This is a genomic window from Litorivivens sp., assembly GCF_041624475.1.
Classification (GTDB): domain Bacteria; phylum Pseudomonadota; class Gammaproteobacteria; order Pseudomonadales; family Spongiibacteraceae; genus Litorivivens.
Genome location: NZ_JBFJUX010000001.1, coordinates 321,929 through 342,414, shown reverse-complemented (window position 1 = coordinate 342,414; position 20,486 = coordinate 321,929). Strand labels below are relative to the sequence as shown.

The 20,486-nt window shown below is 59.9% G+C and carries 18 protein-coding genes; 7 read left to right on the top strand and 11 right to left on the bottom strand.

Features of this window, described 5'->3' with window-relative positions; all coding sequences use genetic code 11:
• Nucleotides 1-38 precede the first annotated feature (38 nt).
• From hflX to ABY734_RS01510, 7 genes are all read right to left on the bottom strand, one after another.
• Nucleotides 39-1,322, bottom strand: a complete 1,284-nt coding sequence (gene hflX, locus ABY734_RS01540; RefSeq protein WP_372777193.1) for a ribosome rescue GTPase HflX — start codon at nt 1,320-1,322, stop codon at nt 39-41.
• Between the two features lie 98 nt (nt 1,323-1,420).
• Complete coding sequence (hfq, locus tag ABY734_RS01535) at nt 1,421-1,666, bottom strand: RNA chaperone Hfq (RefSeq protein ID WP_372777192.1); 246 nt, start codon at nt 1,664-1,666, stop codon at nt 1,421-1,423.
• Nucleotides 1,667-1,816: 150 nt separating this feature from the next.
• Complete coding sequence (gene miaA, locus ABY734_RS01530) at nt 1,817-2,746, bottom strand: tRNA (adenosine(37)-N6)-dimethylallyltransferase MiaA (protein ID WP_372777445.1); 930 nt, start codon at nt 2,744-2,746, stop codon at nt 1,817-1,819.
• 40 nt (nt 2,747-2,786) lie between these two features.
• Nucleotides 2,787-4,613 carry a DNA mismatch repair endonuclease MutL gene (gene mutL, locus ABY734_RS01525; protein ID WP_372777191.1) on the bottom strand — a complete coding sequence of 609 codons (1,827 nt, stop codon included), beginning with the start codon at nt 4,611-4,613 and terminating at the stop codon, nt 2,787-2,789.
• Nucleotides 4,613-5,926 (bottom strand): N-acetylmuramoyl-L-alanine amidase, encoded by a 1,314-nt coding sequence (locus tag ABY734_RS01520; RefSeq protein ID WP_372777190.1) that lies wholly within the window; start codon nt 5,924-5,926, stop codon nt 4,613-4,615. The genes mutL and ABY734_RS01520 overlap by 1 nt, the downstream gene beginning before the upstream one ends.
• Before the next feature lie 7 nt (nt 5,927-5,933).
• Nucleotides 5,934-6,389 carry a tRNA (adenosine(37)-N6)-threonylcarbamoyltransferase complex ATPase subunit type 1 TsaE gene (tsaE, locus tag ABY734_RS01515; protein ID WP_372777188.1) on the bottom strand — a complete coding sequence of 152 codons (456 nt, stop codon included), beginning with the start codon at nt 6,387-6,389 and terminating at the stop codon, nt 5,934-5,936.
• Complete coding sequence (locus tag ABY734_RS01510; RefSeq protein ID WP_372777187.1) at nt 6,386-7,870, bottom strand: NAD(P)H-hydrate dehydratase; 1,485 nt, start codon at nt 7,868-7,870, stop codon at nt 6,386-6,388. Before ABY734_RS01510 ends, tsaE begins: the two co-directional genes overlap by 4 nt.
• Nucleotides 7,871-7,935: 65 nt before the next feature.
• Between ABY734_RS01510 and queG the strand changes: the two genes are divergently transcribed.
• Nucleotides 7,936-9,018 carry a tRNA epoxyqueuosine(34) reductase QueG gene (queG, locus tag ABY734_RS01505; RefSeq protein WP_372777186.1) on the top strand — a complete coding sequence of 361 codons (1,083 nt, stop codon included), beginning with the start codon at nt 7,936-7,938 and terminating at the stop codon, nt 9,016-9,018.
• A 30-nt stretch (nt 9,019-9,048) separates the two neighbouring features.
• Here queG and orn read toward each other — a convergent pair whose 3' ends face one another.
• Nucleotides 9,049-9,591, bottom strand: a complete 543-nt coding sequence (orn, locus tag ABY734_RS01500; RefSeq protein WP_372777185.1) for an oligoribonuclease — start codon at nt 9,589-9,591, stop codon at nt 9,049-9,051.
• An 82-nt stretch (nt 9,592-9,673) separates the two neighbouring features.
• On the opposite strand from orn, the gene rsgA reads away from it, so the two are divergent.
• The 3 genes from rsgA to asd all read left to right on the top strand — a co-directional run bounded on the left by rsgA (nt 9,674) and on the right by asd (nt 12,456).
• Nucleotides 9,674-10,657 carry a small ribosomal subunit biogenesis GTPase RsgA gene (rsgA, locus tag ABY734_RS01495; RefSeq protein ID WP_372777184.1) on the top strand — a complete coding sequence of 328 codons (984 nt, stop codon included), beginning with the start codon at nt 9,674-9,676 and terminating at the stop codon, nt 10,655-10,657.
• An 84-nt stretch (nt 10,658-10,741) separates the two neighbouring features.
• Nucleotides 10,742-11,566 (top strand): sulfurtransferase, encoded by an 825-nt coding sequence (locus tag ABY734_RS01490; RefSeq protein ID WP_372777183.1) that lies wholly within the window; start codon nt 10,742-10,744, stop codon nt 11,564-11,566.
• Nucleotides 11,567-11,598: 32 nt separating this feature from the next.
• Nucleotides 11,599-12,456 (top strand): archaetidylserine decarboxylase, encoded by an 858-nt coding sequence (gene asd, locus ABY734_RS01485; protein WP_372777182.1) that lies wholly within the window; start codon nt 11,599-11,601, stop codon nt 12,454-12,456.
• A gap of 14 nt (nt 12,457-12,470) precedes the next feature.
• Here asd and epmA read toward each other — a convergent pair whose 3' ends face one another.
• Together epmA and efp are read right to left on the bottom strand one after the other, a co-directional pair.
• Complete coding sequence (gene epmA / locus ABY734_RS01480; protein ID WP_372777181.1) at nt 12,471-13,415, bottom strand: EF-P lysine aminoacylase EpmA; 945 nt, start codon at nt 13,413-13,415, stop codon at nt 12,471-12,473.
• Nucleotides 13,412-13,981, bottom strand: coding sequence for an elongation factor P (gene efp / locus ABY734_RS01475; RefSeq protein ID WP_372777180.1), 570 nt, complete (start codon nt 13,979-13,981; stop codon nt 13,412-13,414). The genes epmA and efp overlap by 4 nt, the downstream gene beginning before the upstream one ends.
• A gap of 37 nt (nt 13,982-14,018) precedes the next feature.
• On the opposite strand from efp, the gene epmB reads away from it, so the two are divergent.
• From epmB to ABY734_RS01460, 3 genes are all read left to right on the top strand, one after another.
• Nucleotides 14,019-15,041, top strand: a complete 1,023-nt coding sequence (gene epmB / locus ABY734_RS01470; RefSeq protein ID WP_372777179.1) for an EF-P beta-lysylation protein EpmB — start codon at nt 14,019-14,021, stop codon at nt 15,039-15,041.
• 70 nt (nt 15,042-15,111) lie between these two features.
• Nucleotides 15,112-16,989, top strand: a complete 1,878-nt coding sequence (locus ABY734_RS01465) for a hypothetical protein (RefSeq protein WP_372777178.1) — start codon at nt 15,112-15,114, stop codon at nt 16,987-16,989.
• 149 nt (nt 16,990-17,138) lie between these two features.
• Nucleotides 17,139-19,163 (top strand): EAL domain-containing protein, encoded by a 2,025-nt coding sequence (locus ABY734_RS01460; RefSeq protein WP_372777177.1) that lies wholly within the window; start codon nt 17,139-17,141, stop codon nt 19,161-19,163.
• 10 nt (nt 19,164-19,173) lie between these two features.
• Here the strand turns inward: ABY734_RS01460 and serB are convergent, their stop codons facing one another.
• Nucleotides 19,174-20,388 carry a phosphoserine phosphatase SerB gene (gene serB / locus ABY734_RS01455; RefSeq protein WP_372777176.1) on the bottom strand — a complete coding sequence of 405 codons (1,215 nt, stop codon included), beginning with the start codon at nt 20,386-20,388 and terminating at the stop codon, nt 19,174-19,176.
• Nucleotides 20,389-20,486: the final 98 nt, after the last annotated feature.

Below are 20,486 nucleotides of genomic sequence, written 5' to 3'. Positions count from 1 at the left end.
CCCGGTCTAACCAAAGTCGGTTCCGACCGGAGCGATTATCAGTGCGCGCGCAGGTTTTCCAGTTTTTCGCCTTCCTGTGCGAGCAAACGCATCAAATCTGCCTTCGGCATACGGATATGCAGCGTGCAGCCCTGCTCGTTGTATTCTTCCTGCTGAACACCGCCCAAGGCGAACAGTCGTGAGCGCAGCCGAGATTTTTCCGGCGGCAACACCACATCGGTATCCACCACATCGCCGGCCAGGCGCTCGCTGAGGGCCTCCATCAACAAATCCAGCCCCTTGGCGCGCCGCGCTGACAGCCACACCCTTACCGGACGACCCTCGCTGTCGCGCTCTATGCGCGGCGGCTGACCGATAAGGTCGATTTTGTTGTAGACCTCCAGCATCGGCAGCTCATCGGCGCCGATTTCCGCCAGCACTTCGTGTACCTGGCGATTGTGGTCGTCGCGCTCTTCGTCGGCGCAGTCAATCACATGCACCAGCAAATCCGAGCTGACCGCCTCTTCCAGGGTGGCGCGGAAGGACTCTACCAGCTTATGCGGCAAATGGCGGATAAATCCGACCGTGTCCGCCACCACCACCGGCCCCACATCGGCCACCTGCAGGCGGCGCAAAGTCGGATCGAGAGTCGCAAACAGCTGGTCCGCCGCGTACACATGGGACGCGGTCAGGGAATTAAACAGGGTCGACTTGCCGGCGTTGGTATAGCCAACAAAGGAGAGCGTAGGGATTTCGGCCCGCTTCCGTGCCCGGCGGGACTGGTCGCGCTGTTTGCGCACCTTTTCCAGCCGCGCCTGAATACTTTTGATGCGCCCACGCAACAGGCGGCGGTCGCTCTCGAGCTGGGTTTCACCCGGGCCGCGCAGACCGATACCGCCTTTTTGCCGCTCCAGGTGAGTCCAGCCGCGAATCAGGCGAGTCGACATATGCTCCAGCTGAGCCAGCTCCACCTGCAGCTTACCCTCGTGGGTGCGGGCCCGTTGGGCGAATATATCGAGAATCAGACCGGTGCGATCCAGCACTCGGCACTGCAATTCCTTCTCGATATTGCGCTCCTGACTGGGGCTCAGCGAGTGGTTAAACAGCACCAGCTCCGCCTCATGTTCCACCACCAGCTGGCGGATTTCCTCCAGCTTGCCGGAGCCGACAAAGGTCTTGGCGTGCGGCATGGGACGCTGACCGCGCACAAAATAAACTGGCTCACCGCCGGCCGAGGTGACCAGCTGCATAAATTCGCCCGGATCTTCGCGCTCGGTCACACCGCTGAAATCGATGTGTACCAGCACCGCGCGCTCACCGGTATCGGGACGCTCAAATAGCAAGGGGTTCTCCCACAACACAGCCGCCGGATACCCGCAGGCACCGGCGACCGATAAAGGAGTTCAGTGATGTAATGTCAGAACCGAGAAACGAGAGGAACTCAGGTCTCATCGTCTTCCGGCGGATGCTGCATGGGCAGCCGGACGACCCGCGAGGGCACGACGGTAGAAATGGCGTGTTTGTACACCATCTGGCTGACCGTGTTTTTAAGCAACACGACAAATTGGTCGAAGGACTCGATCTGGCCCTGAAGTTTGATGCCGTTAACCAGATAAATGGATACAGGCACTCGTTCCTTACGCAGAATATTAAGGTAAGGGTCTTGTAAGCTATGCCCTTTTGACATGGTGTAGCCTCCTTGATTGGCCAATGGCCAGTAAAAGCGACAGGCGGTGACGTACCCGAATGGAGACCGAACAACTGTTCTCGGGCGCCCACGCCTCCCGCAAGCGTGATCAAATAAGACCTGGCTGCGGTTTTACTTGAAGTTTAGGCCCTAGTATAGCCCATCCACTGGGAAATCAACATCAGCGAGCAGGGCCAAAACGTCGGGCAAGAGACTGATTTTGTCATCATTCCACACTATCCAGTGTAAATCCTGCCATTTGCGCAGCCAGGTATACTGGCGCTTGGCCAGCTGCCGGGTGGCGAACAGGGCGCGGCTTCGCATTTCCGCCTCGTCGAGCTCACCTTCCAGATAATCCCAAACTTGCCGGTATCCGACCGCACGAATAGCCGGAAGGTTCCCGTGAAGATCGCCGCGCCGGTGCAGTTTTTTCACTTCGTCGATAAAACCCGCCGCAAACATCTGCGTCAGACGCTGCTCTATACGGCGATGCAGCACGGCCCGATCCTCAGGCCCGATCGCGATCTGCGCAATCCGATAGGGCAGGTCGGCTTCACCCTGCTCCGCCCGCCAGGCGCTGATGGGTTTACCGGTACCGCGCAGCACTTCCAGCGCCCGGCAGATGCGCTGCGAATGGTTGGGGTGAACAGCGGCGGCCGCTTTGGGGTCGCCCTCGGCCAGCTTCGCGTGCAGTGCCGGCCAGCCTTTGCGCTCCGCCTCCTTTTCGATGCCCGCTCTGACAGCGGGGTCAATCGGCGGCAGCTCCACCAGACCCTCCAGCAGGGTCTTGAAATAGAGCATGGTACCGCCGACCAACAAGGGCAGCTTACCGCGCGCGGTGATGTCGGCCATAGCCGCCAACGCGTCGCGGCGAAAGTCGGCGGCGGTATAGGGGGCTGCGGGATCGCGGATATCCACTAAGGCATGGGGGTAACGGGCAAGCTCTTCGGCGGTTGGCTTGGCGCTGCCGATGTCCAGCCCGCGATAAACCAAAGCCGAGTCGACGCTGATGATTTCGGCGTTCAGCCGCTCACAGAGCTCAAAGGCCAGCCGGGTTTTGCCGGAGGCCGTAGGGCCCATCAGAAAAATAGCTGGTGGCAACGCGTTAGCAATTACCGACTCAGCGGCCACGCAGGAACCACTTATCCAGCTCGGGCAGAGATACCTGCACCCAGGTGGGGCGGCCATGATTGCACTGACCGCTGCGCTCGGTGGCTTCCATGTCCCGCAGCAGCGCGTTCATTTCGGGAATGGTGAGCCTGCGATTGGCGCGCACCGAACCGTGGCAGGCCATGGTGGCGAGAATCTCATCGATATGGGCCAGCATGCGATCGGAGCTGCCGTATTCCATAAAATCCGACAGCACATCGCGCACCAGCTGCTCGACGTCGCTGTTGGCCAGCAACACCGGCAGTTCGCGCACCACCAGACTTTCCTCACCCGCCCGCTCGACCCGCATACCCAGCTCGCCGAACATCTCGCTGGAATGTTCGGCGCAGGCCGCCTCACGCTCACTGACCGCCAGCGTCATCGGCACCAGCAGGGGCTGACTGCGAATCGCCTGAGTGTCACGGGCAGTTTTCATGCGTTCGTAGGTGATGCGTTCGTGGGCCGCGTGAATATCCACCAGCACCAGACCGTGCTCGTTTTCCGCAAGAATATAAACGCCCTTTAACTGGGCCAGCGCATAACCCAGCGGCGGAATCTCCGCCTCGCCATTCTGCTGGGGCGCGGCAAAATCGGCGGCCGCCGATGGCTGAAAGGCCGGAGGCGTGGCGGGTCGCGACTGCAGGGCGGTATAGCCCTGCAACTGCTCGCGCACTTCTGTTTCACTCACCCGGCTCTCAAACTGACTGGGGCGAAAACTCATCGGCGCCTGCTGCGGCGCAATCTCGGCGGGCTGCGACTGGCTTTCCAGCCGCGCGTTGTTCAGCTGATCATCCGGGCGCACCTCCGCCAGCAGACGGTGCAGGCTGCGGAAAATAAAATCGTGCACGGTGCGACCGTCGCGGAAGCGCACTTCGTGCTTGGTCGGGTGAACATTCACATCCACAATCGACGGGTCGAGCTCGAGATAAAGCACAAAAGCCGGGTGCCGACCGTGAAACAGTACATCGCGATAGGCTTGACGGATGGCGTGGGCAATCAGCTTGTCGCGAATCATGCGGCCGTTGACAAAAAAGTGCTGCATATCCGCCTGGCTGCGGGAAAAAGTGGGCAGCGCCACCCAGCCCCACAGTTTGAGACCGGCCGCTTCGGTTTCGATATGCAGAGCGTTTTCGAGAAAGGCGGGGCCACAGACCCGACTGAGCCGGCGCTCCTGCTCCAGCTGATTGGCCGCAGGCGGCAGGCTGTGCACCACCCGGTTGTTGTGGCGCAGGTGAAAGGCCACATCGTAGCGGCTGAGCGCCAGACGCTTGACCACTTCTTCCAGATGATTGAATTCGGTTTTTTCGGTGCGCAGAAATTTGCGGCGGGCGGGCGTATTGAAAAACAGGTCGCGCATTTCAACCGTGGTACCACAGGGGTGGGGCGCGGGTTTGAGGGAGGCCTGCATTTCGCGCCCCTCACAGCTCACCTGCCAGCCGCTGTTGGAAGTGTCCGTGGCCGAGGTCAGGGTCAAGCGCGCCACCGAGCTGATACTGGCCAGCGCCTCGCCGCGAAACCCGAGACTGATCACCTTTTCCAGATCTTCCAGCTCGCGGATCTTGCTGGTGGCATGCCGGCTCATCGCCAGTGGCAGGTCGTCCTTGTCGATGCCGCTGCCGTTGTCGCGAATGCGGATCAGCTTGACCCCGCCCGCTTCCACATCGAGGTCGACCCGGGTGGCACCGGCGTCCAGGCTGTTTTCCAACAGTTCTTTGACGACAGAAGCGGGGCGTTCGACCACCTCCCCGGCGGCGATCTGGTTGGCGAGCCGGGGATTGAGTAATTGAATTCGAGGCATCAGGATTCTGGAATAATCAGTGTCTGGCCGATCCGGATACCGGTGCTGGCCAGTTTGTTTTCGCGTTGAAGTTGCGCCACCGAGACATCAAAACGGGCGGCAATTTCCGACAGTGTATCACCGCTGGCAATGGTGTACTCACGCGGTTTCACCTCGCCGCGCTTGAGCGCCGCCAGATAGGTATCCGGCGGTGGGCTGCGGCGAAAATGGCTGTCCACACCGCTGAAAATAGCCTGCGCCATCTGCTTACGGTAACTGCTTGTGGCCAGTTTGCGGGCTTCACCCGGATTGGAGATAAAACCCGTTTCCACCAGAATTGAGGGGATATCCGGCGATTTCAACACCGCAAAGGCGGCCTGCTCCACCCGCTTGCTGTGCAGCTTGGTCATTCGGCCCATGCCATTAAGTACATTGGCGCCGATGCGCAGGCTGGCATCCATACTCGCCGTCATCGACAGGTCGGTCAGTACACCGGCGAGAATATCGTCCTTGTCCGACAGGCTCACACCACCCACCAGATCCGAATCGTTCTCGCGCTGGGCCAGAAATGCCGCCGAGGCACTGGTGGCACCGCGTTGGGACAAAGCGTAGACCGAGCTGCCCGAAGCGTGAGGCGTTTTGAAGGCATCAGCGTGCACCGAGATAAACAGATCGGCCTGCATTTTACGGGCGATATCCCGGCGCTGACGCAAACCGACGTAGTAGTCGCCAGTGCGCACCAGCTCGGCCTTGTATCCTTTGGTGCTGTTAAACAGGCGCTGCAGCTCTTTCGAAATTTCCAGCACCACCTTTTTCTCGTAGAGACGGCCCGGACCGATCGCACCGGGGTCTTCACCGCCGTGACCGGCATCGATGGCGATGATCACCGGCCGCCGGCCGCTGGTGATATCCACCGCCTTTTTAACGGTACGTGCGGCGCTTTGCTTGTCGTGAAAATCGATCACCAGACGGTCGTGCAGATCGCCGCTGGCCGCCAGCATAAAGCTGCCGATTTTCACCTCGCGACTGAGATCAAACACCACCCGCAGATCTTTACCTTCGCGCACACCGTGGCGCATGCGACTGATCGGGCTGTCATCAAATTTGAGGTCGGCGGGCAATTGCTTGAGACGGGTGCGGCTGATGTCGACCACTAGCCGCTCGGGATTATTCAGTTGAAACACCTGGTATTCAGCTGGGCCACTCAGATCAAACACCACCCGGGTGTGATCCGGCGCCCGCCACAGGCGGACATCTTTGACTTCGGCGGCGAAACCCGCCGCACTTATCAGCAGCGTCAGCAACAGAACCAGCAGGCCGTGCATTGTTTTCATTATGACTTCAGTCCGCCTGAGCGCGTTGTATCATCTGCTCACCCAGTGCCGTAGCCGACGCCAGTTGCAGCGTGCGGCCAGCACCGCTGGCTTCAATCCTAACCCTTATATCAGGCGCTGGCAAAAAACCGCGCCCGCGCTGCGGCCACTCAATCAAACAAATGCTGGCGGCCGAAAAATAATCGCGTATTCCCATGTACTCCAACTCTTCCGGATCACCGAGGCGGTAGAGGTCAAAGTGATAGATCAGACCGCGCTCCAGCTCATAAGGTTCCACCAGCGTATAGGTCGGACTTTTAACCGCACCTGAATAACCAAAGGCCCGCAGAAAACCGCGACAGAAGGTGGTTTTTCCCGCACCGAGATCGCCCTCCAGAAACCACACGCTGCCGGGTTCTGCAATTACCCCCAACTGCTCACCGGCGGCAACGGTCGCCGCCTCTCCCTCAAGAAACTGATTCACCCGTTCAACACACTCCGCAATTCTTCAATCACATCACTCGCCAGCAAACCACGCTCACTCTTTAGCGCGGCCCTGTCCGCCGCCGCGCCGTGGGCGCACACCCCCAATCGCATCGCCGCACTGGCGCTCAAGCCCTGGGCCAACAAAGCACCGAGTACACCGCTGAGCACATCGCCCATACCACCGCTGGCCATACCCGGATTGCCGTAGTTGCAGACCGCCAGCCCTTCTTCATCGGCGATAATGCTGCCGGCGCCTTTCAGTAGAATCGTCGCCCCGGTCAACTCCCGCAACTTGCGCGCAGCGGCGAAGCGGTCTGCGTAAATATCTCCGGTCGTGCAATCGAGCAGGCGAGACGCCTCACCCGGGTGAGGCGTAAGTAGCGTCGGCGCGCTGCGTTGCAACGCCGATGCGCTTCCGAGCAGGTTAAGCGCATCGGCGTCCAACACCGCCGGCAATGAAGTCGCCAATACTGCCTTGAGTAACGAGCGACCCCAGCGCTGCCGCCCTAAGCCCGGGCCAATCACCACCACCGAGGCTTTTTCCAAAAGAGGTGCCAGCGCACTGACCGACTCCACACCGTGCCCCATAACCTCTGGCCGACAGGCCAACAGGCCCGGCAAATGGGCACTGCGGGTGGCGCAGCTGATCAATCCCGCGCCGCTGCGCGCTGCGGCGCTGGCGGCAAGCACTGCCGCGCCGGCCATGCCGTCGTCGCCACCGACCACCAACACATGACCGAAGTGCCCCTTGTGGGCGCTCCGGGCGCGCTCGGGCAAGGCCGCAAGCGCCCGCTCCAGCTCCAGCCGCTGCGCCTCAGGTTTTTCGCTAAAGCTTACATCCGGTGCATCCAGATCACTGAAATAGAGATGCCCCACATGATCGGCCGCATCGGCCGTAAACAGGCCGCGCTTTAAGGCGATAAAACTGACGGTGACCGCTGCGCGCACGGCAACACCCAGCCGTCGGCCACTGTCCGAGCAAAGCCCGGAAGGCACATCCACCGAAAGCACCGGTAAAGCGCTGGCATTGATGGCATCAACGGCCTCGGCAAACCCCGGCCGTACTTCACCGCGCAAACCTGTGCCCAGCAGGCCATCGACAATAACCCCTTCAGTGGGCTGCTCGCCCTGCCAGGGCCGGGCTACGACGCCGGCGGCCTCGGCCCGCTGCCGGGCCAATAGTGCATCCCCGCTACCAGGAGCTTCTCCTACCTGCCACAACTGCACCTGATAGCCGCGCTCGACCGCCAGCGTCGCCAGCAGGTAGGCATCGCCGGCGTTGTTACCCTTGCCGCAAAACACCTGCAGCCTGTCGCAGTCCGGCCAGGTCGTTTCCAGTGTGGAGAACAATGCGCGGCTTGCCCGCAGCATCAACTGAATACCGGGCACACCGCCATCATTGATAATGCGGGCATCAAGCGCCCGCGTCTGCGCTGCGGTATAAAGCGACAGCGGCAAATTGTCAGTGCAACGCAGCATGGTGAACCCCAATCTGGCAGAATAGGCGCTATCTTAACGCATGCGCCTTTTCCGCAACGAGCCCCATGTCCACGATTCCACAAACTGATTTGAGCCGACTGGCCAGCGACATCAAACGCTGGGGTGCTGAGCTGGGCTTTCAACAGGTGGGCATTACCGACGCCGACATCAGTCAGCATGCGGATAAATTAAAGCAGTGGCTCGCCAAGGGCTTTCACGGCGATATGGCGTACATGGCGGAACGCGAAGGCCTGCGCAACAAGCCCGATGAGCTGGTGCCCGACACGGTGCGGGTGATCAGCTTTCGGATGGACTATTTCCCCGACGAGCAACACACCGCCGAACGACTGCAGCAGCCGGACCAGGCCTATGTGTCACGCTATGCGCTAGGCCGCGATTACCACAAACTGATTCGCAAGCGTCTGGCCACCATTGCAGAGCGTTTGCGCGAAGCGGGCGGCGAACACTGCCGCGCCTTTGTCGACAGCGCGCCGGTGCTGGAGCGCGGTTTTGCCGAGAAAGCCGGCCTTGGCTGGATCGGCAAGAACTCGATGCTGATCAACCCCAAGGCCGGCTCCTGGTTTTTTCTCGGTGAGATTTACACGGATTTACCGCTGCCCACCGACCCGCCGCAGGAAAGCCTGCACTGCGGAAGCTGCACCGCCTGTCTCGACGACTGCCCCACCGGCGCTATTGTCGCGCCCTTTCAGGTGGATGCGCGGCGCTGCATTTCCTACCTCACCATTGAATTGCACGGCCCTATACCGGAAGCGCTACGACCACTGATGGGCAACCGCATTTTCGGTTGCGACGACTGCCAGCTGGTCTGCCCCTGGAACAAGTTTGCCGAGCCGACCGCAGAGGTGGATTTCTCACCCCGCCACAAACTGGATCAGGCTGACCTCTTGTCCCTGTTTGCCTGGACTGAAGCCGAGTTTGATCGCAATACGCAAGGCTCTGCGATCAGACGTATCGGCTATGCCCGGTGGCTGCGCAATATCGCGGTGGCGCTGGGAAACGCGCCATATGATGACACCATAATCAAAGCGTTAGATGGCAGACTGGGCAGCATCAACGAACTGGTCGACGAACATATTGGCTGGGCGATAAGTCAGCAGCGCAGCAAACGAACCGCTGCACTGCCATAGCCTAAACCTCAGACGCCTCGCCAGTCGGGATTAGAGCCGGATAAAATGCTCGCGGTAGTGCTTGAGCTCATTGATGGAATCGCGAATATCATCCATCGCCAGGTGGGAGCCATCCTTTTTCACTCCCTCAAGAACCTCCGGCTTCCAGCGGCGGGCCAATTCCTTGACCGTGCTGACGTCGAGATTGCGGTAGTGAAAGTAGGCTTCCAGGCGTGGCATTTCCCGCGCCATAAACCGGCGGTCCTGACAGATGCTGTTGCCGCACATGGGGGATACCCCTTCGGGCACATAGTTTTTCAGAAAGGCGATGGTCATTTCTTCCGCCTCGCGCGCACTGTACTGACTGTTGCGCACCCGCTCGGTCAGGCCGGACTTGCCGTGCTGCCGCGTGTTCCATTCGTCCATGCCGTTCATGACGGAATCCGGCTGATGAATGGCCATCACCGGCCCTTCGGCCAGGGTATTGAGCTGGGCATCGGTAACAATGGTGGCGATTTCTATGATGTGATCGTTCAGGGTGTCCAGCCCGGTCATCTCCAGATCGATCCAAATCAGGTTGTTTTCATTCGCCATAACATCACCGTAGTTTCGTATTAGCTGGATTGTAGCAAAAGCCCTGCGCGATAATAGCCGCAATCACCAATGCGGCGGATGCATGGCTAAGCGCAGAATCAACAAACAACAGCAACGCAGAATTCAGGCCCAGCATCGCCAGCGCTCCCAGCGCGCGCGCGACGCCGACACCATAGACAGCGATTCCCTCGGCCCGGAACAGGTCGGCCAGGTCATTGAAAGCTTCGGCCGCCAGATCAACGTGGAAAACGACGAAGGACTGATCACCCGCTGTCATCTGCGCGCCAACCTCGACAATCCGGTGGCCGGCGACAGGGTAATCTGGCAACAGGGCCCGGAAGCCGGTGTGATTGTGGCCATCGAGGAGCGGCGCTCACTGCTGAGCCGGCCGGATTTCAACGGTCAACCCAAGTCCATCGCCGCCAATATCGACCAGATGCTGATAGTGGTCGCAGCCCAGCCGCCGGCGTACGCCAACCTGATCGACCGCTATCTTGTTGCCGCCGAAGCCCACGGGCTCGACGCGCTGATCGTGCAGAACAAGGCCGATATCCCCCTCGATGCCGACACCCAAGCCATGCTGCAAACCTATGAGCAGACGGGCTATCGCTTGCTGCGAGTCTCCAGCAAAAACGCCGAGGGCCTGACCGAGCTCAAGGCCGCACTGCGCGATGCGATCAGCATCTTTGTGGGCCAGTCAGGTGTAGGCAAGTCGTCGCTGGTGAACGCTCTGTTGCCGGAAGCCAACACGGCCGTGGGCGAGCTGTCCCACGCCGCCGACAAGGGCCGACATACCACAACCACCGCTCGACTGTTCCACTTTCCCGACGGCGGCGACCTGATCGACTCGCCGGGCATTCGCGAATTCGGCGTGCAAAACCTCGACCGCGCTGCAGTAGAGCGAGGCTTTCGCGAATTCCAGCCGTTTATAGACCAGTGCCGTTTTCGCGACTGTCGCCACGAAAGCGAGCCCGACTGCGGATTGCGCGCCGCCCTGGAACGCGGCGATATCAACCCGGCGCGGCTGCAGAGCTACCGCCAAATTATTGCCGAAATCGAGGGGTGAACAGCCCCGGCGCTTTGCCATTACAGTGTCCTGACGCGAGCATCCAACAACGGTAGAATGCGCCGTCCACACAGGAGAATTTGCATGGCAGAACTGGAACTGCTGATTGAACCCGAAACGCTGGCCGCCGAGCTCGGCAACGACGAGCTGCTGATCATTGATGTCTGCTCTGCGGACAGCTACAAAACCCACCACATCCCCGGCGCGGTGCACATTCCGCCGGCGGAGCTGCAGGCCGGCACGAAGCCCGCGGTGGGCAAGATCCCCGAAAAGAAACGGCTCGATGCCTTGTTCTCGGCGGCCGGTCTCAATGCCAGCAAGCATGTTGTGGTTTACGACGATGAGGGCGGCGGCTGGGCCGGACGACTGATCTGGACGCTGGACGTGCTGGGACACCGCAATTACAGCTGCGTTAACGGCGGCCTCCACGCCTGGCTGGCGGCGGGTCTGCCGGTCACTACAGAGCTTCCGACCACCGCGCCCAGCGAGTTTGTTGGCGAATGGCACGAGGACTTTATTGCCGAGGCGGTGGACGTGCTGGATGCCATCGACGATGACGATCAGGCCATCTGGGACGCCCGCTCCCCCGAAGAATACCGGGGCGAAAAAGTCGTTGCCCAGCGCGGTGGCCACATTCCCGGTGCCATCAACATCGACTGGCTGGAACTGATGGATCGTGAGCGGCAATTGCGGCTGATCGATTTGCAGGATCTGCAGCAACGACTCGACAAACTGGGGCTGAGCAAGGATAAAACCGTGATTACGCACTGTCAGACCCATCACCGCTCCGGTTTGAGTTATCTGGCGATGAAAATACTGGGTTACGACAAGATCAAGGGCTATCACGGTTCCTGGTCAGAATGGGGCAATCGCGAAGACACCCCGATCAATACCGGCGCCAATCCCTGAGCACGCAACCCAGGCGAGACCTGACATTAAGGATGAAAGCATTGAAAACCCTGTTCATTATTGTGCAGTACCTGCTGCCCCAGCACCTGATCTCACGACTGGTGGGGCAGCTGGCCGAAGCGCGTATCTTCTGGCTGAAAAACCTGCTGATAGAGCGCTTTATCAGCCACTACGGCGTAAACATGAGCGAGGCCGAGGAAGAAGATCCGCGGGTCTATCGCAGTTTCAATGAATTTTTTACCCGCGCCCTCAAGCCGGACGCCCGCAGCATTTGCGGCGGTGAAAAAGAAATCGCCTGCCCCGCCGATGGCGCCATCAGCCAGCTCGGCAAAATCGAGGAAGGCCGTATTTTTCAGGCCAAAGGCCACGACTACAGCCTCTACACCCTGCTCGGCGGCAACAACGAAGACGCCCTGCCCTTCAAAAACGGGCGCTTTGCCACCGTCTATCTGTCACCCAAGGACTATCACCGGGTGCACATGCCCATGGACGGCAAGCTGATTGCCACCCACTACATTCCCGGCCAACTGTTTTCGGTCAATCAGACTACGGCCGAGAACGTGGACCGGCTGTTTGCCCGCAATGAGCGACTGGTCTGCTTATTTGAAACAACCGCCGGCCCCATGGCCGTGATTCTGGTGGGCGCCATGATCGTGGCAGGCATTGAAACGGTCTGGGCCGGGCAAATAGCCCCGCCGCCGAAAACGGTGCAGAGCCGCCGCTTTGATCAGCAGCAGACCGTCGAGCTGAAAAAGGGCGACGAGCTGGGCCGCTTCAAACTGGGCTCAACCGTGATTCTGCTGTTTGGCGATGAAGTGATGGAATGGCTGCCGGGCTTTGACGCGGGCACCCAAACCCGGATGGGAGAGGCACTGGCTACCCTGTCCTGAGCGCGCCCCGAGCATCAGGCGCGATCAATCGGAAAAGCCAACACCTCCGACATGCTGCTGGTGCCCAGCTGCAGCATCAACAGGCGGTCCAGCCCCAGGGCCACACCCGCGCATTCCGGCAAGCCGTGCGCCAGCGCCGCCAGCAGATTTTCGTCTGCCGGCGGCGTCACCTGACCGCGCTGGCGGCGTTGTTCAAGATCCGCACTGAAACGCGCCCGCTGTTCATCGGCGTCCAACAGCTCATCGTAGCCATTGGCCAGCTCCACCCCGTCCACAAAGGCTTCAAAACGCAGGGCCACTTCACGCCCCTGTGGATCGCGCCCGAGCCGCGCCAGAGCCGCCTGCGAAGCAGGAAAATCTCGCACCAGACTGTACTCGCCCCGCCCCAGGGCCGGTTCAATATCGTGACTGAACAGCAGGTTGATCGCCTCGTCGCGATCCAGTGACGAAGCCGGAATGCCGTGACGTTTTTCCGCCAGCTGGCAGAGCTCGCTGCTGTCTGCGCTAAAAAGGTCGAGCCCAAACTCACGGGCAAACAGATCGGCAAAGCCGTAACTGCGCACTGGCCGGTCACCCAACACCAGGCACAGCAGCTCGCCCACTTCCGCCATCAAGTCCACCAGCGCAAAACCGGGCCGATACCACTCCAGCATGGTGAATTCGGGGTTGTGCCGGCGACCGCTTTCGCCCTGGCGAAAGGCCTTGCAGATCTGGTAGATCGGACCGCTGCCGGCTGCCAGCAAGCGCTTCATGGCGTATTCGGGGGAGGTTTGCAGATAGAGCTCGGCCTGCTGCAGGGAGTAAGCCTCAATCGCGGGGTCGGTAACGGGCGCCGAAGCCAGCAGCGGCGTATCGACTTCCATCACGCCGCGCTGATTGAAAAAGCCCCGGACCACCTTTAACAGGGCGGCACGGGCTTGCAGCGCCGTCAGCGCTGCACTGGGTTGCCAGTCGCTCAAGACTTGGCGCGGTTCTGGTACTCGCCGGTACGGGTATCCACTCGAACCACTTCACCTTCACTCAGAAACAGCGGTACTTTCACCACCGCACCAGTGCTCAACTTGGCGGGTTTGGTGCCGCCCTGGGCGGTATCGCCCTTGAGGCCCGGGTCGGTCTCGACAATTTCCAACTCGACAAAGTTGGGCGGGGCCACAGCCAGCGGCGCGCCGTTGTAGAGGGTCACGGTGGCGATGTCCTGCTCTTTCAGCCACTGCGCAGCATCACCGACGGTCGCCGCGTCGGCCTGGTGCTGTTCAAATGTTTCCGGCTCCATGAAATGAAAGAACTCACCGTCGTTGTAGAGATACTCCATCTCAGTGTCCATCACATCCGCGCCTTCCAGGGACTCGCCGGACTTGAACGTGCGCTCCCAGACACGACCGGTTTTCAGGTTGCGCAGTTTTACCCGGTTAAAGGCCTGACCCTTCCCCGGTTTGACAAATTCGTTATCCAGAATGGAGCAGGGGTCGCCCTCCAACATGACTTTCAGCCCGGAACGGAATTCGTTGGTAGAATAGGTCGCCATAACTTTCCTCAAAACACGATATTTTCGAAAGGCGCCAATGATACCGCTTAGCCAGCCACAATGTCAGTCAGAAAAGGGGCAGACCGAAACCTGGCAGGAACAGCTTGCCGGCGCGTTTCGCGATGTACCCGCCCTGCTTGCCGCCCTCGACCTCGACCCGGCGCAGGCGCCCTACCTGCTGGAGCCCCGGTCGCCTTTTCCGCTGCGGGTTCCCCGGGCCTTTGCCAGTCTGATGCAGCCCGGCGACTGGTTCGACCCGCTGCTGCTGCAGGTGCTGCCGCTGGCGATCGAGAGTGACAGGACGCCCGGCTACAGCGAAGACCCGCTGCGCGAACGCGACACCAACCCGGTGCCCGGCCTGATCCACAAGTACCACGGCCGGGTACTGCTGATTGCCAGCCCCGCCTGCGCGGTACACTGTCGCTACTGTTTCCGGCGCCATTTCCCCTACGACGAAAATACCCCCTCCCAGGCCGACTGGGAACAGGCGCTGGACTACATACGGCAACGCTCCGACATTCAGGAAGTCATCCTCAGCGGTGGCGACCCGCTGGCACTCAATGACCGGCGACTGGACAGTCTGCTGAGCGCCATCAACGACATCGATCACGTGACCACCCTGCGCTTTCACAGCCGTCTGCCGGTGGTGCTGCCGGCGCGCATCAGCCCCCCATTCATAGACTCACTTAAAGCCATCGATAAGAATCTGGTGTTTGTTATTCACAGCAACCACCCCGCCGAGATCGGCAATGAACTGAAGGGCGCCTTGAGTCACCTGCGCTCAGCCGGCGTCACCCTGCTGAATCAAACTGTGCTGCTCAAGGGCGTCAATGACGACACCCGAATACTGGAATCTCTCAGCAGGAGGCTTTTTTACGCCGGCGTGTTACCCTACTATTTGCATCAACTTGACCGGGTAGCGGGCGCTGCCCATTTTGAATTGGGCGACGACAAGGCGCGATACCTGCATCAAGCGCTGCTGGAAACATTACCGGGCTATCTCGTACCACGATTGGTGCGCGAAGACCCGGATATCCCATACAAAGCACCTCTTGCCTGAGCCTGTCACGACGGCCCGGTAGAGAGAGCAACTAACGAGACCCGAGGCAGCACTCGGGCAGGGCTATGCCATGAGCGCAGCAAATTACAGTGAGATACACGTCCCCCTGCCGAGGCAGAACCTGGAACGACACAGTTTGTTCGAGCTCAGCCCGAACGCAGTTGCCGACTGGCTGCGCAGCTTGCCCACCGCCAATCTGGGTGAAACCACGCGCCAGCTTTACCTGGCACTGGTAGAACTGAACCGGGTTAATTGCAGCCCCAAAGGGCGGCTGTTGATTCTTGAGCAACTACGCCACTCCACCCACGTAGCTAATCGCGGTCTCGAAAAGCACTTCCTCAATCAACCGGTGGTGCTGCCAAAGCGGGCCCGTAAAGTTGCGCAACTCGCCGACACTCTGAACAAGCAGATGGCAATCGGCTACAGCCTTTGCGCCAATCAGTTCCTCGCCATGCACCGCCTGCGCCGACCAAAAGACCAGCTGGCGTTGGCCTTTCACCGCGCTATTACGGAACACAGTCTGGTCTTGCTGCGCAACTTCCAGCTGTACCGAAACGAAGAAGCGGGTTTCTGGAAAACCATTCACGAGCTGTTTTATCAGGCCTTGAAGCACAAGATGTCGCGCGAGTCCGTCAACGACGAACAGTGGGGCGACAGTACACTGGAACAGTGTTACCTGCGCCCCATGCTGCTGTTTAGCGCCAGGCCCCACCAGCTGCGTCAGGCCAGCCAGGCTCAGGTATTTTCGCACCTGAGCCGCTGGAGCCGCGACGCACGGGTGCGAGGCGATCAGTTTGAGCAATGCGTCTTTCTGTTCAAGCCCACCCGCGACGCCCCCCCAGTCTATCGCGAACTCTGCGAGGATACCCGCGGCTGGCTGGGCATTGACGCTCAGGCGCTGTGTAAAAAGCTGGAGCAGGAGCTGGATGATGTCACGGAAAAACGCGGCAAAGCGCAGAAGGATCTGAAAGCACAGAAGCCTGCCGACGAGCTCAGTCCAACCCTGCTGCAACACCTGCACACGGCCTGGAGCATGATGCAGCAGCGCAAGTCGGTGCGGGTGGAGCGCAACGACGATCTACTGGTATCGCTGGGCCTGTTTTCTACCCACTTCTACGTTGCCGGCGAAGAACCCTTCAGTGAATTCATGAAGGACGAGAGCCAGCAACAGGCACCCGATGCCGCCTTTGAGGAGGAGCGCGATTACAGCCTGCGCAAGCGTTTTGACGCGGACCGAGACGCCTGGGCCAGCGCCGATCAGCACGATATCGTCGACAAGGATCAGCGCGGCTATATACCGCCGGCGATATTGGCAAAGAGCATCGATTTCGAACCCGTCGGCGGCAAGCAGGGGGTTGCGCCCAGCACCCGCAACCATCGCTTCTACAAAACTCGAATGGTCAACGCCAGCGAACGCGGCTACTGCATTAACTGGCCTGCCGATGAAGCGGTCAAAATCTACGCGGGCGATGTGGTTGGGCTTCGCGAGCGCAGCGACCGGAATTGGAGCGTTGGGGTGATTCGCTGGGTCAAACAGGTCGGCAACTCTGAAAGCCAACTCGGCGTGGAAGTGCTGGCCCGGGTCGCCGACACCTACAGCGCCCGGCTGGTCCGCACCGGCCTGGCGGTCGGGGAATACCAGCGCGCACTGATGCTGCCGCCGGATCGGGACACTGGCTTACCCGAGCGAATTCTGTTACAAAAGTCGGCCTTCCGCGAAGGAGACGCCCTCGAGCTGAAACGGCCGGGGCAGACCTACCGGATCAAACTACAGGCTTGTGTCGTGCAGACTCTGGGACTGGGAACGTACCTGTTCTCGACCATGGCCAAAACTGACAGCAGCGATGCGGATTCGCTCAGCGCCGTGGGCGACAGCAGTAATTCGGCAGCGCGTCGCAGGCAGGATAAAAACAAACCGGAGTTCGACACCCTCTGGAAAGATTTGTAGTCATACCAACCTCTTTTTGACCGGGTTCCGCATAAAGGCATCAGGAAGGTGCTAGTCTTTAGGGCTTGTTCCTCGACAAGCGGTACGGTGCACGGCGCGCCAACGAGTACGAATCCGCGGTCGGATGTATGGAGTAGCAACCAGCAGTAATGAACAGTAATACGCTCACGACACTGCACTTCGGTATCGATGCCAACCGCGCCGCCGCGCTGACCTCTGCCTTCCACCGGCTGGGCTATATCTGCCGCCATACCGCCGTCGACGAGATGGGCCGTATGGGCAGTGCGATTCGAGACGACAAACCCGATCTCGTTCTGTTTGACGAGGCGGAGTCAGCGATTGAACTCAGCCACTGCCTTGAAGCTATAGCCAGCCAACAGCTCGACTTGCCTGTGATCGTGCTCAGCAACAGTGAAACCCTGATGCCCGATCATCAGATTGCGGATGTGCTGGCGCCTGACAAAATTGACCGCATTAGCCGCAGCTGCCTCCGCGAATTCTGGGCCCTGTATACCCGCCGCAACCTGAAGTCCACCGAAGAAGAACTCAAAGCCGCTGAAACCCGCAGCGAACAGATTCTGTCCCAGTCGGACGAGGCCATCGCCTATGTGTCCGATGGCATGGTGATCAGCAGCAACCGCCTGTTCGCGAAATTTTTTGGCTTCGACGATCCCGACGAGCTGGATTTCCAACCCGTTGTCGACCTGATTTCCGAGCAGGACCAGGACCGACTCAAAGCCGCACTGCGCAATACCACTGCAAAAGAAGGTGCCCGGGTCAGCGTTACCGTACAGCGGCAGAACGGTGAAGAAGCGGAAACCGGTATGAAGCTGTCCCCCTCGACACTGGACGGCGAAGATTGCATTCAGATCACCCTGCGCGACGAAGCAGGCGAGAGCACAACCAACAGCGCTGGCACCATTGATTACTCAACCGGCTTCGCCTCTTCCATTCGTTTTGTGCAGCAGCTGGAGGATGTGGCGGCGCACGGCTTGGTCGGTGGCAATGATGGCGCACTGCTGCTGGTCGGCATTGATCGTTATATGCAGCTGCGTACCGAGATTGGCATTGGCGGCTGCGTAACACTGGCCGGCGATATAGCCGACCTGCTGCTATCTCACTTTCCCAAAGCTAGTTACGGGCGCATAGATGGCGACTTGATCGCTATTATTCTCAGCAATATCAGCGCCGCTGACGCGCTCAAACAGGCGCAAAAAGTCTGCGCCCGCGCCACTGACCGCGTGGTGACGCTAGACAAGCTCAGCATCAGCTATAGCCTGAGCATCGGCGTCCTGCCGATTACCAAAACCCGGATGTCAGGCGCTCTCGAGCTGCTCGACAACCTGATCGGCGTCTGTGATCAAATCCGCGAGGAAACCGGGGACAATGGCATGGGCAATGGCGCGGCAATGTTTGTCCGCGCCAAACAACAGCTCGACCAGAAGAGCGACCCGCTAACCCTGTTCGAGGATGCCAAGGCCGACAACCGGCTGCAACTCCTTTACCAACCTGTGGTCAGCCTGGCGGACGAAGATCGCCATTACTACGAGGTGTCTCTGTCGCTCAAAGATCAGGGGGCCGACGAGATCAGCGGCGAACAGTTGCTCCGCGCCTTCGAAAAACAGGCCAAGAGTACCGAACTGGATCGCTGGATCATTGTCGAGGCCACCAAACAGCTCACCCGCAGCAAACTGACCGGCAAGCCGATCAGTCTGGTGATTAACCTGAGCTGCAACGTGTTTCGCGATCGCAACCTGATCAGCTGGCTGAACGTGGCCATGAAAGCTGCCGAGCTCTCTCCAGCAACTCTCGTCATGCAGTTTCAGGCCTCTGCGGCGGCTAAGCTTGTAAAGCCCGCCCAGACCTTCGGTGAGAAACTGCGCCAGCTGGGTGCCGGCCTGGCGCTGCGCTCTGACTCAGCCGCCAACGACGATCTGCAGACCATTCGCCTTCTCCAGCCGGCGCTGACCAAACTGGCGGTCAACCCGAAAGAGAGCAAAACACTGGAAAGCGCGATTACCAGCCTCCACGAGGCGGGCACCAAAGTCATCGTGCCGGACGTGGACAGCGCGGCAACCCTGGCCACGCTGTGGCAATTGAAACCGGACTACGTGCAGGGCAGTTATGTGCACTCGCCGAGCACCGAACTGGACTACGATTTCGGCGACGACTGAACGACTGGCCTCAGTGCTCCGTGTGCCGGTCGCTGATGCCTAACAGATAAAGTATGCCGTCAAGGCCGAGGGTGCTGATGGACTGCTTGGCGTTTTCGCGCACGATGGGCTTGGCGCGAAAGGCAATCCCCAGCCCGGCGATACTGAGCATCGGCAAGTCGTTGGCGCCATCACCCACCGCAATCACCTGTTCCAGATTAATCCCTTCGCGGTCGGCCAGCTCCTTCAGCAATTCCGCCTTGCGCTCGCCGTCCACTATCCGGCCCGACACCTTGCCCGTAACCCGACCATTGTCGATTTCCAGGTCGTTGGCATAGACATAGTCAATGCCGAGCTGCTGTTTAAGATAATTGCCGAAGTAGGTGAAACCACCCGACAGAATCGCGGTTTTGTAACCGAGCTGTTTCAAGGTAGTCACCAGACGCTCGGCGCCCTCGGTCAGGGGTAAGCGGGCAGCGATACTCTCCAGCACGCCGGCATCCAGCCCTTCGAGCAGCGCCACCCGGCGGCGGAAACTTTCAGCGAATTCAATTTCACCGCGCATCGCCGACTCGGTTATCGCCGCCACCTGCTCGCCAACACCGGCGGCCGCAGCCAGCTCGTCAATCACTTCCGCCTCTATCAGGGTTGAATCCATATCGAAGCACACCAGCCGGCGCGTGCGCCGGTACATATTGTCTTCCTGGTAGGCGATATCGATATCCAGCTCACTGGCGAGCTGCATGATGGAATTACGGAAGGTGGATTTGTCATCGAGACTGCCGCGCACCGAAATTTCCACCGAGGCTTTGCTCTGCTCGCTGACGCCGTCCAGTGGCACCCGCCCGGACAGGCGATCGATGCGGTCTATATTCAAGCCATAGCCAGCGACAATGGCCGTTACCCGGGCCAGGTGGTCGGCAGTAATCTTGCGCGCCAATAGAGTCAGTATGTGGCGCTGCTTACCCTGTCCGGCAACCCACTGTTCGTAACTCTCAGCAGTGACCGGCGAGAAACGCACCTGAAAGCCCAGCTCGTGCGTGCGGAACAGAATATCCTTGAGCACCGACGACGACTCGGCACTGTCAGGCACTTCAATCAACAGCCCCAGGGACAGCGTGTCGTGAATAACCGCCTGACCAATATCGAGAATATTGACGTTGTGCGCACCGAGAATGCTGGTGATGGAACTGGTAACCCCGGCGCGGTCATCACCGGCGATATTGATCAGAATGATTTCGTTCACCCACAACCCCTGTCAGCTCTGGTGCGCCGACATGGCAACGCACAGTAGTCATTTAAGGCCGCTATTGTAGCGGCAGCGGGCTGTTCACACCATCGACC

Bases quoted from the DNA above. Each gene is read 5' to 3' on its own strand.
- ABY734_RS01520 (WP_372777190.1), bottom strand. From the start codon at position 5,926: ATGAAAACAATGCACGGCCTGCTGGTTCTGTTGCTGACGCTGCTGATA.
- ABY734_RS01490 (WP_372777183.1), top strand. From the start codon at position 10,742: ATGGCAGAACTGGAACTGCTGATTGAACCCGAAACGCTGGCCGCCGAG.
- queG (WP_372777186.1), top strand. From the start codon at position 7,936: ATGTCCACGATTCCACAAACTGATTTGAGCCGACTGGCCAGCGACATC.
- miaA (WP_372777445.1), bottom strand. From the start codon at position 2,746: ATGGGCCCTACGGCCTCCGGCAAAACCCGGCTGGCCTTTGAGCTCTGT.
- orn (WP_372777185.1), bottom strand. From the start codon at position 9,591: ATGGCGAATGAAAACAACCTGATTTGGATCGATCTGGAGATGACCGGG.
- mutL (WP_372777191.1), bottom strand. From the start codon at position 4,613: ATGCCTCGAATTCAATTACTCAATCCCCGGCTCGCCAACCAGATCGCC.
- asd (WP_372777182.1), top strand. From the start codon at position 11,599: ATGAAAGCATTGAAAACCCTGTTCATTATTGTGCAGTACCTGCTGCCC.
- rsgA (WP_372777184.1), top strand. From the start codon at position 9,674: ATGGCTAAGCGCAGAATCAACAAACAACAGCAACGCAGAATTCAGGCC.
- epmB (WP_372777179.1), top strand. From the start codon at position 14,019: ATGATACCGCTTAGCCAGCCACAATGTCAGTCAGAAAAGGGGCAGACC.
- ABY734_RS01460 (WP_372777177.1), top strand. From the start codon at position 17,139: ATGAACAGTAATACGCTCACGACACTGCACTTCGGTATCGATGCCAAC.
- hfq (WP_372777192.1), bottom strand. From the start codon at position 1,666: ATGTCAAAAGGGCATAGCTTACAAGACCCTTACCTTAATATTCTGCGT.
- efp (WP_372777180.1), bottom strand. From the start codon at position 13,981: ATGGCGACCTATTCTACCAACGAATTCCGTTCCGGGCTGAAAGTCATG.
- ABY734_RS01465 (WP_372777178.1), top strand. From the start codon at position 15,112: ATGAGCGCAGCAAATTACAGTGAGATACACGTCCCCCTGCCGAGGCAG.
- ABY734_RS01510 (WP_372777187.1), bottom strand. From the start codon at position 7,870: ATGCTGCGTTGCACTGACAATTTGCCGCTGTCGCTTTATACCGCAGCG.